Source organism: Streptomyces sp. NPDC057697, assembly GCF_042799335.1.
Taxonomy (GTDB): domain Bacteria; phylum Actinomycetota; class Actinomycetes; order Streptomycetales; family Streptomycetaceae; genus Streptomyces.
On sequence record NZ_JBHVJA010000010.1, the window covers coordinates 83163 to 98201 of the forward strand.

Below are 15039 nucleotides of genomic sequence, written 5' to 3' on the forward strand. Positions count from 1 at the left end.
TCAGTACGCCGGAATACGTCGGATGCGTAGTCACATACGTAACAGAGAACGCCACAAGGTCTTCCCAAAGAGAGCGTCAATTCTCATATAGTGACCACGACTTACCTTGGAATTGTCAGCTCCAGTTGTCGCATTCAGTCGCGTTGTCCGGAAACACCCCATTCTGGATCGTTCGACCTGCCCGATCCGTCCGATCCATCCGTACCCGTCCGCTCGCAAGGACCCCCATTGAGCCCCTCATCCCGGCCGACCGCAGTGGCCCTGCTGATATCGCTGGCCGTCACCGGATCCCTGTGCCTGTGGGCGGTCGCCGCTGCCCCCGACTCGGTACGGACGCAGCTGGCCTGGGGGGCGGGGGCCGCCGCCGTGCTGCTGTCCGTCGCCGTGGCCACCGCCGTCCAGGCCCGCGCGAACGCCGGCCGTCTGCGCGCCCGGCTCGCGTCGGAGACCCAGCGGTTCACCGGCGAGATCAGCCGTCTCGTGTCCAGCTCCGCGGCCGAGGGCCAGCGGTTCACCGCCGAGACCGCGCGGATCAAGGCCGCCGCGGCGGCCGAGACGGCGCGGATCAGGTCCGCCGCCGAGGCCGAGCACGCGCGACTCACCGCCCAGGCCGCGGCCGAGGCCGAACGGCTCACCGTCGAGACCGCACGGCTCACCGCCCGCGCGACCCGCAGCGAGACCGAGCGCTCCGCCGCGGTCGCCGCCTGCGCCAACGCAGCGGGCCGGATGCAGGCCCTGGCCACCAGCATGCTCGCCGACCTGCGCGAGATGGAGCACCGGCACTCCGCCGAGGACGTGCTCGGCGATCTGCTCCACCTGGACCACCGCACCGCCCAGGCGGGCCGGCTCGCCGACTCCATCGCCGTGCTGACCGGCGCCCGCTCCGGACGGCGCTGGGCCAAGCCCATCGTGATGGAGTCGATCCTGCGCGGCGCCATGGGCCGGATCAGCGGCTACCAGCGGGTGCGGCTCCACTCGACCAGCGATGTCGCGGTCGCCGGCCACGCCGCCGAGGGCGTCATGCACGCGCTCGCCGAGCTCCTCGACAACGCGGCCAACTTCTCGCCGCCCACGGCCGAAGTCCATGTGTACGTCGAGGAGGTACCGGCCGGCATCGTCCTGACCGTCGAGGACAGCGGCCTGGTCATGAGCGATGTGCAGCTGCGCCGCGCCGAGCGCGCGGTCTCGGCCACCCACCAGGACCTGACGGGTCTCTCCGGCACCCGGCTCGGCCTCGCCGTCGTCGGCCGACTGGCCCGCAAGCACGGTCTGACCGTCTCCTTCCGGCCCTCCGCGCGCGGCGGCACGGGCGCCCTGATGATGCTCCCGCAGGAGCTCCTCACCCGGGCGTCCGCCCCGGCCCCCGTCCCGGCCCCCCGGCCGGTGCCCGAGCCGGAACCCGCGCACGGCACGGCCCCCTCGGCCGCACCGGCGACGGCACCGACGGCCGCACCGGCCGCACCGGCCGCGGCGCACCACGCGCCGCACCCGCAGCACGGACCGGCCGCCGCCGAGCCGTCCGGACCGGCCACCCCCGCCCCGGCGGACCCCGACGCGTCCGACACCAGCACCGTCAACCTCCCCCGGTTCGGCGAGAGCGGACTGCCCAAGCGCCCCCGCGGCCGCACCCTCGCCGCCGCGGAGGCCCGTGCCCACGCCCACTCCGACGACGCCACGGCCTCCCGGCCCCGCACCTCCGACCCCAAGGAACAGGCCGCCCGCTTCAGCAGCTTCCGCCAGGCTGTTCGGGCCAACTCCCCGCACCCGGAAGAAGGCAACACCCGATGACCGCCACCACCGACGAGAAGCTCAACTGGCTGCTGGAGGGGCTCCTGGAGCGCACCCCCGGCACTCGTCACGCCCTCGTCCTGTCCAGGGACGGCCTCAAGCTGTGCCGCACCCCCGAGCTCTCCGTCGACCAGGCCGATCAGCTGGCCGCGATCTCGGCCGGTATCCAGAGCCTGTCGCACGGCGCGTCCGTCGAATTCGGTGACGGCACCGGCGGCGTACGTTCCGCGATGGCCGAGTTCTACGGCGGAGTGCTGTTCATCGTCGAGGCGGGCGCGGGCGCCCATCTCGCGGTCGTCGCCTCCGAGGACTCCGACGTCGGCCTCATCGGCCACAACATGAGCGAGCTCGTCGAGCAGCTCGGCGAGCACCTCAGCGCCCCGCCGCGCTCCTCCCCGGCCTCCGACGTCACCGCCGCCGACGCGAACGCGGCCGTATGACCCGCCCCCGCCGCCCCGGCCGGGACGACGATCCGGACCGGCTGTACACCCTCACCGGGGGCCGCAGCCGGTCCGACTCGGACGCGTTCGACCTGGTGACGCTGGTGGTCTCCGAGTGCGAGCCGACCCCCGGCATGCAGTCGGAGCACGCCACGATCCTGCGGATGTGCCAACTGCCCACCGCGGTCGTGGAGATCTCGGCGGCCCTCGGCCTGCCCGTCAGCATCGTCCGGATCATGCTGTCCGACCTGCTGGACACCGGACGGATCAGCGCCCGCCACCCCCGTACTGCCCGTGTCGCGGACCGGCTCCCCGACCCCGACATCCTGGAACAGGTGCTCGTTGGACTCCGCAACCTCTGACCGTGCCGCCCTGCGGGCGACGGCCGACAACGGACTGAAGATCGTCGTCGTCGGCGGCTTCGGCGTCGGCAAGACCACCATGGTCCGCTCCGTCAGCGAGATCCGTCCGCTGAACACGGAAGAGACCATGACCCGCGCGGGCGAGGCCGTCGACCACCTCGACGGCGTGCAGTCGAAGACGTCCACCACGGTCGCCTTCGACTTCGGCCGGATCTCGCTCGACGAGCGCTCCGTCCTGTACCTCTTCGGCGCCCCCGGCCAGGAACGCTTCTGGTTCCTGTGGGACCGCCTGTTCTCCGGCACGCTCGGTGCCGTCGTACTCGTCGACACCCGCAGGCTCGCCGACTCCTGGTACGCGATCGACCGGCTGGAGCACCACGGCACGCCGTTCATAGTGGCCTGCAACGACTTCGGCGGCCCGCTCCACACCGAACAGCAGATACGCGAGGCGCTCGCGCTCTCGGACGACGTGCCGCTGGTGGAGTGCGACGCCCGGGACCGTTCGTCCAGCAAGTACGTGCTGATCACCCTGGTCGAGTACCTCCACACCCTCTCGCAGGGCGGGGCTTTCGCCCGGTCCGCCGCCACCCGTCCGGAGATCGCGCCGGAGAAGACCCCGGAGCCCACGCCGTGACCCAGCCCCCGGCGCCGCCCGCCGGCTGCCCCGTGTCCCAGGGCCGCGCGCCCCTCTCCGGCCCGCGGTTCCAGACCGAACCGACCCGGCTCTACCGCGAGATGCGCCGCGACCACGGAGCCGTCGCCCCCGTCGTCCTCGACGGCGACATACCCGCCTGGCTCGTGCTCGGCTACCGCGAACTGCACCAGGTCACCGCCGACCCGGTGCTGTTCAGCCGTGACTCCGACCTGTGGAACCAGTGGGACCGCATCCCCGACGACTGGCCCCTGCTGCCGATGATCGGCCGCAAGCAGCCGTCGATCCTCTACACGGTCGGCCCCCGGCACACCGAGCGCGCCGCGATGATCAGCAACGCGCTGGAGGCCGTCGACCCGTTCGCGCTGAAGCGGTACGCGGAGGAGTTCGCCGACGGTCTCGTCGACCGGTTCTGCGCCACCGGCGGCGCCGAGATCATCGCCGAGTACGCGATGCTGCTGCCCGCCCTCGTCCTGGCGAAGATCTACGGGTTCAGCGACACCGTCGGCCATGCGCTCGTCGGCTCGCTCAACGACATGATCGACGGCCGGGAGCGGGCCCTGGCGGGCCAGCAGCACCTCGCCTCGTCCATGTTCCAGCTGCTGGCCGACAAGCACGCCGAGCCCGGCGACGACGTCGCCTCACGGATGCTCGCCGACCGCGGCGGGTTCACCGACGAGGAGGTCGCCCAGGACCTGATGGTCATGATGGCCGCGGGCCACCAGCCGACCGCCGACTGGATCGGCAACTCGCTGCGGCTGATGCTCACCGACGACCGCTTCGCCGCCTCCCTCTCGGGCGGTCGGCACAGCGTCGCCGAGGCCATGAACGAGGTCCTCTGGGAGGACACCCCGACGCAGAACGTCGCGGGCCGCTGGGCCTCGCGCGACACCCGCCTCGGCGGCCGCCACATCGAGGCGGGCGACCTGCTGCTGCTGGGCATCGCGGCCGCCAACGCGGACCCGCAGGTCCGCACCGACGGTTCCACGCTGACCGGCGGCAACAACGCGTTCCTCTCCTTCGGCCACGGCGAGCACCGCTGCCCGTTCCCCGCCCAGGAGACCGCCGAGGTCATCGCCCGTACCGGCATCGAGGTCCTGCTCGACCGGCTTCCCGACCTCGACCTCGCCGTCCCCGCCGAACGGCTCACCCGGCGCCCGTCCCCGTGGCTGCGGGGCCTGACCGACCTGCCGTTGACCTTCACCCCCACCCTCGCCCTGGGACCCACCACGGAAGCCGCCACCGGAGGCCAGAGATGACCCGCATCGCACTCGACCCCTTCGTCGCCGATCTCGACGGCGAGAGCGCCCGGCTGCGGGCCGCCGGGCCGCTCGCCGAGGTGGAACTGCCGGGCGGGGTGCACTGCTACGCGGTCACCCACCACGCCGAGGCGCGGCAGCTGCTCACCGACAGCCGGATCGTGAAGGACATCAACGTCTGGAACGCCTGGCAGCGCGGCGAGATACCGATGGACTGGCCGCTGATCGGTCTCGCCAACCCCGGCCGCTCCATGCTCACCGTCGACGGCGCGGACCACCGACGGCTGCGCACCCTGGTCGCCCAGGCGCTGACGGTGAAGCGGGTGGAGCGGCTGCGGGCCGGCATCGAGGCGCTTACCACGGCGAGCCTGGACCGGCTGGCCGCGCTGCCGAAGGGCGAGCGGGTCGACCTGAAGGCGGAGTTCGCCTACCCGCTGCCGATGAACGTGATCAGCGAGCTGATGGGCGTGGACAGCGCGGACCACCCGCGGCTGAAGGAGCTGTTCGAGAAGTTCTTCTCGACGCAGACGCCGCCCCAGGAGGTCCCGCAGATGATGGCGGACCTCGGCGCGCTCTTCACCAAGATCGTCGACGGCAAGCGGGAGAACCCGGGCGACGACCTCACCAGCGCCCTGATCGCCGCCTCCGAGAACGGTGACCAGCTCACCGACGAGGAGATCGTCAACACCCTCCAGCTGATCATCGCGGCCGGTCACGAGACCACGATCAGCCTGATCGTGAACGCGGTCGTCGCGCTCCAGACCCACCCCGAGCAGCGCGCACGGGTGCTGGCGGGAGAGGTGCCGTGGGAGAACGTGATCGAGGAGACGCTGCGCTGGAACACCCCCACGTCGCACGTCCTGATCCGGTTCGCCACCGAGGACGTCGAGGTGGGCGGCACGGTGCTGCCCAAGGGCGAGGCGCTGATCGTCTCCTTCGGCGCGCTCGGCCGCGACGAGGCGCAGCACGGCCCGACGGCCGGTGACTTCGACGTCACCCGCTCCCCCAACCGCCACATCGCGTTCGGCCACGGCCCGCACGTCTGTCCGGGCGCGGCGCTCTCCCGGCTGGAGGCGGGCGTGGCGCTGCCCGCGCTGTACGAGCGGTTCCCGGAGCTGGAACTCGCCGTTCCCGCGTCCGAGCTGCGGAACAAGCCGATCGTCACCCAGAACGACCTGCACGACCTGCCGGTGGAGCTGGGCTGACGGCAGCCCCCGTACGCGGTCCGCGGACCGGAGCGGGCGTCTCATCCGACGGACACGGTGCTCGGCCGTGTCCATGAGGTACTACGCTCCGGTTCGTGGCCGATATCCAGATTCCCGCTGACATCAAGCCCGCCGACGGACGCTTCGGCGCCGGTCCTTCCAAGGTGCGGACGGAGGCGCTCGACGCGCTGGCCGCCACCGGTACGTCTCTCCTCGGTACGTCCCACCGCCAGGCCCCGGTCAAGAACCTGGTCGGCTCGGTGCGCCAGGGCGTGCGCGACCTCTTCTCCCTGCCCGAGGGCTACGAGGTGATCCTGGGCAACGGCGGTTCCACCGCCTTCTGGGACATCGCGACGCACGGACTCATCGAGACGAAGTCCCAGCACCTCAACTTCGGTGAGTTCTCGTCGAAGTTCGCGAAGGCCGCCAAGCTCGCCCCGTGGCTGGCCGACCCGACGGTGATCGCCTCCGACCCGGGCACCCACCCGGACCCGCGGGCCGAGGCGGGCGTCGACGTCTACGCCTTCACGCACAACGAGACGTCGACCGGTGTCGCCGCGCCCGTCGAGCGCGTCGCGGGCGCCGACGAGGGCTCCCTGGTCCTGGTGGACGCCACCTCCGGCGCGGGTGGCCTGCCCGTCGACATCACCGAGTCGGACGTCTACTACTTCGCCCCGCAGAAGTCCTTCGCCTCCGACGGCGGCCTCTGGATCGGCGTCTTCTCCCCGGCCGCCCTGGAGCGCGCCGCCCGCGTCCACGCCTCGGGCCGCCACATCCCGGAGTTCTTCTCGCTGCCCACGGCGATCGACAACTCCCTGAAGAACCAGACGTACAACACCCCGGCCCTGGCCACGCTGTTCCTCCTGAACGAGCAGCTGACCTGGATGAACACCCAGGGCGGCCTGGACTTCACCACCGGCCGCACGGCCGCCTCGTCGCAGCACCTGTACGGCTGGGCCGAGGAGTCGAAGTACGCGAGCCCGTTCGTCACCGACCCGGCGAAGCGCTCGCAGGTCATCGGCACGATCGACTTCGCGGACGAGATCGACGCCGCGGCCGTCGCCAAGGTGCTGCGCGCCAACGGCATCGTGGACACCGAGCCGTACCGCAAGCTGGGCCGCAACCAGCTGCGCGTGGCGATGTTCCCGGCGATCGACCCGTCGGACGTCCAGGCGCTGACCGCCTGCATCGACTACGTGATCGAGAAGCTGTAACGCGCACCCGTCCGAGGAAGGGCTCCGCGCCGGCGCGCGGGGCCCTTCCTCGTTCACTCGGTCGGGTGGCGGAACGGCTTTCGGGCGTCGGCGGCCGGATCGGCCTACGGCGATGGCCTCGACATCACCCCTTCAGGAGGCCCGCAATGTCCGCGGCAGCAGTCGAGCACCCCTGTGACGTCGAGCCGGAGTCGCTGCTCCCAACGGCCAACAGGGTCGCGGAGCGCAGTCCGGGTTGGCGCATCGAGATCATCGGAGGCGTCATCACTGCGGCCCCACCCGCGGACGGCCCGCACGCGGATGCACTGACCACACTCATGGTCCCCTTCCTGACCGCAGGTCTCCATGGCACGGAGAGCAGAGTCCTTCAGGGAATCGGCCTGTGGCTCCCCGGAGGCCCGGAGGATTACGCCATCCCCGACCTGGCGATCGTCGACGCCGATTTCGACGAGCACCGGGTCGAGAACAACTGCTACGACCCCGCCGTCTTCCGCCTCGTCCTGGAGGTCACCTCCAGCAACTACAACAACGACCTGCGCAACAAGGTCGTCGCGTACGCCGAGGCCAAGATCCCGGTGTACGTGATCACCGACCGCAGGCACGGCCGACTGCACGTCCTGACCGAGCCCGTCAACGGCGGCTACGACAGCCACCAGGTGTACGCCCCCGGGCAGACCGTCACCCTCCCGGAGTCGATCGGCGCCCCCGTGACGCTCGATGTCGACCAGCTCATCCAGGCCGGCCGCCGCCGCTCCTGATCATCCGGCGCAGGCCGCCACCAGCACCTCCCGGAGCCGGGCCATGCCCGGGGCCCACTCCTTGTCCCCCGCGTCGTCCCACAGCTCGCGCAGCTCCGAATTCTCGCCCAGCACCGCGTCGAGGGCCTTCACCGCCAGGGGGCGCAGCTCCGCCGGGAGCGTGGGCAGCGGCTCGTCGGGGCCGTACGCGGTGGTCACCGGCTCGCCTCCCGGGCACTGGGCGGCGATCAGCGCCGCCGCCGCGACGGCGGGAGCGCCCTCGTCACTGTCCAGGTAGTCCGCCTCTATCGCGGCGGTCAGGGCGTCGCGGAGCACCGCTGCCTTCCCGGCCTCGGGCGCGTCGTCGATCCGCCCCGAGAAATCCGCAGCGCTGTCGTTGTCGAAATGCCCGGTGTCCCAGGTGCCCATGGGGTGTTCCCTCCGCGAGTGCTGTCCGTACGTGTGCCACTCTCGCAGCCACCACTGACAACGGCGGGCCGTGGCTCAGCCGTTCTCCGCCGCCCGCTCCCAGCGCCGCTCGCCGTCGCACCACTCCTCCGTCGGCGCCAGCCCCGCCGCACCGGCCACGGCGGCGGAGGCGTGGTGGTCCGGATGGATGTGGGCGAGGACGCTACGCACCGCCCCCGTCCCCAGCAGGTGCGCCACCAGCCCCGCCGCGGCCTCCCGCGCGTATCCGCGCCCCTGCCACCGCGTCCCGACCACCCAGGCGACCTCCGCCGCCGCACCCGGCACGTCCACCGTCGCCTGGACGTATCCGGCCAGGCGGTCCTCGTTCCGTACCCGCAGCATCCAGTTCCACCACCGCACCCCGGGGTCCGGCGGACCGGCGGCCTGGCGTGCGTAGCGGGCCCTCAGCTCGTCGGCGGTCTCCGGGGCGCCGCCGGTGTACGTGTACAGGGCCGGGTCGTCGAGCACCGCCGCCATCTCGTCCGCGTACGCGACCCGCAAGGGCAGCGCGTCCAGCCGCGCGGTGGCGAAGGGGCCGGGCCTAAGGTCCATCCCCTCACCCGCTCTTGCGCCGCCGCGCCATGAACACCAGGAGGCCGATCCCGGCGAGGACGAGCACCCCGGTCAGGGTCGTCCCCTTCATGTCCCCGCCGGCGCCGCTCCCCGCCCCGGCCGAGGAGGGCGAGGAGTCGCCGCCCCCGGAGGGCGACCGGCCGCCGCTCCCGCCGCGTTCGATGTCCACCCGTTCCACGCCGCTGCGCTTCCCCTCCGAGCCGAACATCAGCGCCGAGCCGTCCGCCGTGTACGTCACGGACTCGGCCTGCCGCTGGAACGGCGCCTGGACCGCGTGGTCGGCGCCGAGCCTGCCGTTCTCGAAGGCGTAGGCGCGGGCGGAGAAGTACGAGCGGAGGACCAGCTCCTTGCCGTCCGGCGAGAACGCCCCGTCCGTCACCCACGGCACCTCGTCCACCCGCCGGAACACGTTGGTGGCCCCGGTGGTCAGCTTCGCCGGGCCCTCGTACAGCCCGCCGCCCTCCTCGTTCTTCGACGCGATGTAGACCCGCCCGGTCTTCGGATGGACCATCAGCGCCTCGGCGTTGCGCGGGCCGTCCGCGTACTTCACGTCGTACTGGGTGGCCCGGACCGTCATGTCCTTCAGCTGTTTCGGTTCCGGGAAGCGGTAGATCCAGACGTGGTCCCAGCTGCCGTTCAGGTTGTCGCCGATGTCACCGACGTACAGATCGCCGTCCGGTCCGAGGGAGATCGCCTCCACGTCGCGCGGCTCGCCCACCCCCTTCATCGTGACGGTCGCCACGGTCTTGCCGGTCCGCGAGTCGACGGCGTAGACGTACGGCCCGTCGTCGCTGTCGTTGTGCGTCCAGTAGATACCCGGGTGGGCGCGGCTCGCGGCGAGGCCGCTGGACTCGGTGATCCGGGGGTCCTCGATCGTGAAACTCCGGTCGGCTCCGTCGTCGGCCACGGCCGGAGCCGCCCCGGAGAGCAGGAGCAGCACGGCGGCTCCGGAGGCAGTCAGGTACGAACGCATGGCTCAAGTGTCCACCGTCACGTCGCAGGCGGTGGGAGCGATCCGCGATGATGACGCCATGCGGTTCACGTTTGTCGGCGATTCCATGACCATCGGCTGCGCCGGCGACTTCACCTGGCGCTACCGGATGTGGCAGCACCTCGACGCCACTCTCGGCACCCCGTTCGCGATCGTGGGACCGCGCTCCGAGCTGTACGACACCTCGGCGGATGCCCCCGTCTCGTACGCCTACGGGGCGCCGGACTTCCCCGCCGGGGCCCGCGCCCACCTGGCCGGCTGGGGCGAGGGCTGGCTGCACATGGCCCCGGTGATCGCGGACGTGGTGGCCGCGCACCGCACGGACGTGCTGCTCGTCTCGCTCGGCCTGATAGACCTCGGGTTCTACACGGACAGCGACCGGACGGCGGTGAACGCCCGAGCGTTCGTCGCGGCGGCGCGGACCGCGAACCCGCGCGTCAGGATGGTGCTCCTGCCGGTGATACCGAACATCCGGGCGGAGTCGGACGCCCCGTTCGCCGCCGAGTGCGAACGCTTCAACGAACTGCTGGCCAAGGCCGTCGCCGATCTCGACGACCCGAGGTCCCCTCTGCTGCTGGCCTCCCGCCCGCCGGGGTACGACATCCACGAGGACACGTACGACGGGACGCACCCCGGCCCGAGCGGTGAGCACGCGCTGGCGGGCGCCTTCGCGGACGCGATGCACCAGGCGTGGGGGCTGGGCGGCCCGTACACCCCCCGCCCGTGACCAAAGGCGGGCGAAGGCGGCTCACCGCTCCGAGGACGGCCGGGCCCGCACGTGCATCCGCTCCCCCTGCTGCCCGAACAGGCTGAGGAACTCGACCGGCTCGGGACCGGCGCTGGCCCAGGCGTGCGGGGTACGCGTGTCGAACTCGGCGACCTCACCGGCCGTGAGCACCAGATCGTGCTCCCCCAGCAGCAGCCGCAGCCGCCCCGCCAGCACGTAGAGCCATTCGTATCCCTCGTGCACCCGCTGTTCCAGCGGCCCCGCGGACCCGCGTCCGCCGGGCAGGATCTGCTTGTAGGCGTGCAGTCCGCCGAGGTGCCGGGTGAGCGGCACGAACGTCATGCCGTCGCGGGTGAAGGGGCGGAAGTGGACGCGCGGGTCACCGGTGGCCGGGGCGCCGACCAGCTCGTCGAGCTGGACCCCGTACGCCTTGGCCAGCGGCAGCAGCAGTTCGAGCGTGGGCTTGCGGCCGCCGGACTCCAGGCGCGAGAGGGTGCTGAGGGAGATCCCGGTCGTCTCGCTGAGCTGTGCCAGAGTCGTGCCGCGGTCCTGGCGCAGGGCCCGCAGCCGCGGTCCGACGCCGGTCAGGACCGTCGTGATGTCATCGTCGCCGTCCGGTCGTTCCGTGTGCTCCGCGCCGTGTTCCATCTCCCCATTATTTGCCGCCCCGGCAATCGGATGCGCCGGGACGGCAGGATCCGGACGCCTCAGGACGGCAGGATCATGGCCAGCGAGAGCCGGGTCAGCTCGTCGGTCAGCCACTCGGCGTCGACCTGCCGGGGCCTGCGGCCGTGGTGGGCCATCAGCTCGTCCACCGCGTGGTTGAGCACCGTGACGGTCACCGCGTGATCGCTCGGCACCGCCTCGCCCCGGCGTACCGCGCGTTCGGCCTCGGACGTCAGGAACTCGATCCACATCGCCCGCCAGGTCGCGAGGTGGTTGTCCACCTCACGGCTCACCCCGAGCGCCTCGACGAAGGCCACCCGGGCCGCACACCGGTCCTCGGTGACCGCCTTCACATAGGCCTCGAAGAGCAGCCGGACCCGTACCGACGTCGGACAGTCCTCCATGCCCTCCGCCATCAGGGCGTTCTCGGCCGCGCGCAGCCCGTGGGTCGCGACCTCGTCGTAGAGCGCCATCAGCAGCACCTCCCGGGAGAGGAACTCCTGCTGGAAGACGTGGGCGGGCACCTTCGCGCGGGCGCACAGATCCTCGATGCTCGTCTGCGCGTACCCGTACGCGCCGAACAACTCCCTTCCTGCCCGCAGGAGTCGGTCCCGCGGCCCCAGGAGCTCCATGGGCTGCCCGACCGCCCCGTTCCGCCGGCTCGCCACGACACCCGTCATCGGTCCTCCTTCGTCGTCCGTACCGTGCCCCCCACTCTCCACGTTCCGCCCGGCCGGTGGTGACTCCGCCACGCACTCCGGTCCGCGCGAGGTGGTGACCCGGCCAAGTCCGATTACCCATCGAACCGTTGCCGTCAGGGGGTCCTTCGTACCGCACCCGCACTCCATCATCTTCGGGCCTCCTCGGCTGCCCGACTCCCGAAGAAACACCCGCCCGGGGGCGCGGGACACGCCCCTTCACGCCCCTGCAGGCATGCGCCCGCGCCCGACGGCCGCCCGTGCGACGGATGTTGACGGGGGCTCCACGCCCGGCCGCCACGGGGCCGCCGACGCCTCGCGCCGGTCCCGGCCGCCCCGGGCTCCCGGTTCCGGGGACCCTACGATTCACCCCTGAGAGCGAAGGGGTTCGCATGGACCGGAGCATCCGCACGACGGAGGACGTACTCAGGCTCATGGACGGCCTGTTCGCCCGGGAGACCGACCGCTGGACGCCCGGGGCGGGCGCCTGGTGGGACGGCTTCTACGCGGACCGGGAGAAGCCCGTGCCGTTCTTCGCGGCGAAGCCGGACGAGAACCTCGTCTCGTACGTCGACCGGGGGCTGATCGCGCCGGGCCGCGTCCTCGAACTCGGCTGCGGGCCGGGCCGGAACGCCGTCCACCTGGCGTCCCTGGGCTTCGAGGTCGACGCGGTGGACCTGTCCCCGGCGGCCCTCGCCTGGGCCGGGGAGCGCGCCCGCGAGGCCGGGGCCGAGGTCCGCTTCCACCACGGCGACATCTTCACCCTCACGGAGACGGTGCTGACCGGCCCGTACGACCTCGTCTACGACTCCGGCTGCTTCCACCACCTGCCGCCGCACCGCCGCGTCAGCTATCTCGCCCTGCTCGACCGGGTCCTCGTCCCGGGCGGCGGCTTCGCCCTCACCTGCTTCGCGGCCGGTGAGGGCGGCATGGGCTCCGAACTCCCCGACGCGGCCCTCTACGACCGGGGCGGGCTGCGCGGCGGCCTCGCCTACACCCCGGAGTCGCTGCGCCGGATCTTCGCGGACCTGACGGAGACCGAGCTCCGCCGGATGCGCGACGAGCCCTCCGGCTCCCCGCACTTCGGCGAACCCTTCCTCTGGACGGCCCTGTTCCGCCGGGGCGCCGCGCCGGGCGCCTGACCGCCGGGCCCGGCCGTCGGGAGGCGTCGCCCCCGTACCACCGGCCCCGGCGGCGGACGCCGGTACGGGCCGGTCAGACCTTGCCGGTGCAGATCGCGTCGTAGGGGCGGCCGGGGCTCGGGAACAGCTCCAGCGGCTTGCTGCCGGCCGGGCACTGCTCGGCCGTCTTCGTCAGGTCGAGCACCTTGCTCACACCGCTTCCGCCGCTGCCGCAGGCGACCTCCTTGGCCTGGTCGTCCACGCAGTCGCCCTCCACCAGCTGACCGCCGCCCGCCCCCGCGTCACCGGGGTGGTCGCCGCTCAGGTTGCGGCCGCAGATGGTCTTGCTGGGGATGCCGGACCGGGCGTCGCCACCGGACCCGAAGGAGACCTTCACCGAGATGATCGAGTCCGTACCGGCCGGGCACTGGATGGAGTCGGAGAAGACGGCGCCGTCCTTGATCTCCAGGGCCTTGATCGTCGCCTTGGAGTCGTCGCAGTCCAGGGGCTGGTAGGCGTCCTTCGCGCTGCTGTCGGGCCCCGCGCAGTCGCCGACCTTCCAGTCCTTGGCCGCATGGGTCCCGTCGCCCGACGGGCCGCAGGCGGCGGCCGCGCCCACGAGGAGCGCGACGGCCAGCACCGCCTTCGAGCCGTTCAGGAGAGCCGTGCGGGAGCTGCGTCGGGGAAGGGAGGCGGTACCGTCTCGGCTGCCGCCGCGGGGGCGCGTGCTGCCGGTGACTCTCATGCTGCTCCTCGGAGTTCGGGTCGGTGGCGCGGCCCGCACAAGCACTCGCGCGCGGCCCGCGCATGTGGCGCGCGTGAGGACGACAGGACCGGCCGCGGCGGTTCCCGCTCCGTCCGGTTCACCCGGCTCCCGGGGCCGGGGCCGCGAACGCGACGTCCGCGGCGTGCGCGACGACCTCCGGATCGCTGCCGAGGGCCCATTCGGCGACCCGTGAGACCGTGGCGGCCGGGACGGGCCCGCTGATCCCGGGGGCGGCCGGGATGTCGTGCGTCGCGTGGGCGTCGTGCGGCAGGACGACCCGGTAGCCCAGCTCCAGCGCCGTACGGGCCGTCGCCAGCACGCACATCTCCGACATCACCCCGCAGACGGCGAGCGCCCGCACCCCGGCGCCGGTCAACAGGCCCTCCAGCGGCGTCCCGTGGAACCCGTCGTCCCGGGTCTTGCGGATCACCGTCTCCGTGGCCGAGGGCTCGACGGGGTGGTGGAGCTCCCACCCCGGCGTCCCCGGCTCGTCGCCCGTCCCCGGCCGCCCGTCGTTCTGCACGTGGACGACGAGCGCCCCGGCCGCGCGCGCCCGCGCGATCAGCTCCGCCGTCCGCTCCACGAGCCGGGCCGCGTCGGGCACGGCCCGGTCGCCGCGGACCGCGTCCGCCTGGATGTCCACAACGATCAGCGCCTGCACGGGACGTACGCGTGTACTCATGCCGTCATCATGTCCGCCGGGGGCGGCCCCCTCCAGGTGTTTTCGCGGGGGCAGCGTCCGGCGCGCGGTCCGTGCCCTTCCTACTCGCTCAGCCCCACGACTCCCCAGCCCCGCCCGGCGGCCTCGGTGAGGACATGGCCCCACTCCGTCAGCAGTCCGGCGAACGCGTCGAATCCCCCGGACCGGCCGCCGGATCCGGCGCGGTACACGTCGAAGGGCTCGCGCAGGCCGTCGAGGCGCGGCCGCACGTCCGCCCAGCTCGCGGCGAGCTCCCGGACGCCCTCCGGCGACCGTGCCAGCAGCAGACCGTACGAGATCTTCGGGTCGTCGCCGAAGAAGCCGCGGTCCGTCTCCCCCGGCCCGCCGTCCCGGACCAGTCCGAGCAGGAGGGCGTCCAGCCCGGACCGCAGCGGCGGATCGGCGTGGTCGCGGAGGCGCTCCCAGTGGTGCGTGGCCCAGAAGTGCGGTGCGAACGAGCCGAGGGTGTCACGGAACTCGTAGAGGGCGAAGAAGGCGGCGTCCGGCCCCCGCAGGCGCTCCCAGCCGCCCCGGACCACGGGGGCGTCGTCGTCCCACAGCCCCGTCTCGTCGGCGTACCAGGCGTCCCTCAGCCGCAACAGCCTCTCGCGCTCGGGCACTTCGCCCAGCCATGCCCAGTCGGCGATCACCACCGTGATGTCGAGCCCCATC

Annotated in this window: 18 protein-coding genes; 10 read left to right on the forward strand and 8 right to left on the reverse strand. The window is 72.5% G+C overall.

Translation table 11 applies throughout. The annotated features are described in order from the left end of the window. Positions 1-228: 228 nt before the first annotated feature. The 8 genes from ACFVFH_RS24370 (at position 229) to ACFVFH_RS24405 (ending at position 7678) form a co-directional block, all read left to right on the forward strand. Positions 229-1788 (forward strand): sensor histidine kinase, encoded by a 1560-nt coding sequence (locus ACFVFH_RS24370; protein WP_383772269.1) that lies wholly within the window; start codon positions 229-231, stop codon positions 1786-1788. Continuing rightward, entirely contained in the window at positions 1785-2228 is a 444-nt protein-coding gene (locus tag ACFVFH_RS24375) for a roadblock/LC7 domain-containing protein (protein WP_383772271.1), read from the forward strand. Before ACFVFH_RS24370 ends, ACFVFH_RS24375 begins: the two co-directional genes overlap by 4 nt. After that, positions 2225-2590: a DUF742 domain-containing protein gene (locus tag ACFVFH_RS24380; protein ID WP_124717135.1), complete on the forward strand. Its 366-nt coding sequence runs from the start codon at positions 2225-2227 to the stop codon at positions 2588-2590. The genes ACFVFH_RS24375 and ACFVFH_RS24380 overlap by 4 nt, the downstream gene beginning before the upstream one ends. Further along, a complete protein-coding gene (locus tag ACFVFH_RS24385; protein ID WP_329922814.1) occupies positions 2571-3224 on the forward strand; it encodes an ATP/GTP-binding protein in 654 nt (217 codons plus the stop codon). The genes ACFVFH_RS24380 and ACFVFH_RS24385 overlap by 20 nt, the downstream gene beginning before the upstream one ends. Next, a complete protein-coding gene (locus tag ACFVFH_RS24390; RefSeq protein WP_383772274.1) occupies positions 3221-4501 on the forward strand; it encodes a cytochrome P450 in 1281 nt (426 codons plus the stop codon). The genes ACFVFH_RS24385 and ACFVFH_RS24390 overlap by 4 nt, the downstream gene beginning before the upstream one ends. Then, positions 4498-5706 carry a cytochrome P450 gene (locus ACFVFH_RS24395; RefSeq protein ID WP_383772276.1) on the forward strand — a complete coding sequence of 403 codons (1209 nt, stop codon included), beginning with the start codon at positions 4498-4500 and terminating at the stop codon, positions 5704-5706. Before ACFVFH_RS24390 ends, ACFVFH_RS24395 begins: the two co-directional genes overlap by 4 nt. A 95-nt stretch (positions 5707-5801) precedes the next feature. Continuing rightward, positions 5802-6920 carry a phosphoserine transaminase gene (gene serC / locus ACFVFH_RS24400; protein ID WP_383772278.1) on the forward strand — a complete coding sequence of 373 codons (1119 nt, stop codon included), beginning with the start codon at positions 5802-5804 and terminating at the stop codon, positions 6918-6920. Between the two features lie 146 nt (positions 6921-7066). Continuing rightward, the gene (locus tag ACFVFH_RS24405) at positions 7067-7678 is read left to right on the forward strand and encodes a Uma2 family endonuclease (RefSeq protein WP_383772280.1); all 612 of its coding nucleotides are present in this window, start codon (positions 7067-7069) and stop codon (positions 7676-7678) included. On the opposite strand, the gene ACFVFH_RS24410 is transcribed toward ACFVFH_RS24405, so the two are convergent. From ACFVFH_RS24410 to ACFVFH_RS24420, 3 genes are all read right to left on the reverse strand, one after another. Continuing rightward, entirely contained in the window at positions 7679-8086 is a 408-nt protein-coding gene (locus ACFVFH_RS24410) for a DUF4259 domain-containing protein (protein ID WP_383772282.1), read from the reverse strand. Between the two features lie 75 nt (positions 8087-8161). Next, the gene (locus ACFVFH_RS24415) at positions 8162-8677 is read right to left on the reverse strand and encodes a GNAT family N-acetyltransferase (protein ID WP_383772284.1); all 516 of its coding nucleotides are present in this window, start codon (positions 8675-8677) and stop codon (positions 8162-8164) included. A gap of 4 nt (positions 8678-8681) precedes the next feature. After that, a complete protein-coding gene (locus tag ACFVFH_RS24420) occupies positions 8682-9671 on the reverse strand; it encodes a YncE family protein (protein ID WP_383772286.1) in 990 nt (329 codons plus the stop codon). Positions 9672-9729: 58 nt separating this feature from the next. Between ACFVFH_RS24420 and ACFVFH_RS24425 the strand changes: the two genes are divergently transcribed. Continuing rightward, positions 9730-10416, forward strand: a complete 687-nt coding sequence (locus tag ACFVFH_RS24425; protein WP_383772288.1) for a GDSL-type esterase/lipase family protein — start codon at positions 9730-9732, stop codon at positions 10414-10416. A gap of 21 nt (positions 10417-10437) precedes the next feature. Here ACFVFH_RS24425 and ACFVFH_RS24430 read toward each other — a convergent pair whose 3' ends face one another. Both ACFVFH_RS24430 and ACFVFH_RS24435 read right to left on the reverse strand, forming a co-directional pair. Then, entirely contained in the window at positions 10438-11064 is a 627-nt protein-coding gene (locus ACFVFH_RS24430) for a helix-turn-helix domain-containing protein (RefSeq protein ID WP_383772290.1), read from the reverse strand. Positions 11065-11123: 59 nt separating this feature from the next. Beyond that, on the reverse strand, positions 11124-11714 hold the full coding sequence (locus ACFVFH_RS24435; protein WP_383772710.1) for a TetR/AcrR family transcriptional regulator: 591 nt from the start codon (positions 11712-11714) through the stop codon (positions 11124-11126). Positions 11715-12172: 458 nt separating this feature from the next. On the opposite strand from ACFVFH_RS24435, the gene ACFVFH_RS24440 reads away from it, so the two are divergent. Next, positions 12173-12922, forward strand: a complete 750-nt coding sequence (locus ACFVFH_RS24440) for a class I SAM-dependent methyltransferase (RefSeq protein ID WP_383772292.1) — start codon at positions 12173-12175, stop codon at positions 12920-12922. Between the two features lie 73 nt (positions 12923-12995). On the opposite strand, the gene ACFVFH_RS24445 is transcribed toward ACFVFH_RS24440, so the two are convergent. The 3 genes from ACFVFH_RS24445 to ACFVFH_RS24455 all read right to left on the reverse strand — a co-directional run bounded on the left by ACFVFH_RS24445 (position 12996) and on the right by ACFVFH_RS24455 (position 15038). Then, positions 12996-13646 carry a hypothetical protein gene (locus ACFVFH_RS24445; protein WP_383772294.1) on the reverse strand — a complete coding sequence of 217 codons (651 nt, stop codon included), beginning with the start codon at positions 13644-13646 and terminating at the stop codon, positions 12996-12998. Positions 13647-13764: 118 nt separating this feature from the next. Further along, on the reverse strand, positions 13765-14349 hold the full coding sequence (locus ACFVFH_RS24450; protein ID WP_383772296.1) for a cysteine hydrolase family protein: 585 nt from the start codon (positions 14347-14349) through the stop codon (positions 13765-13767). Positions 14350-14429: 80 nt separating this feature from the next. Further along, the gene (locus ACFVFH_RS24455) at positions 14430-15038 is read right to left on the reverse strand and encodes a hypothetical protein (protein WP_383772298.1); all 609 of its coding nucleotides are present in this window, start codon (positions 15036-15038) and stop codon (positions 14430-14432) included. Position 15039 lies beyond the last annotated feature (1 nt).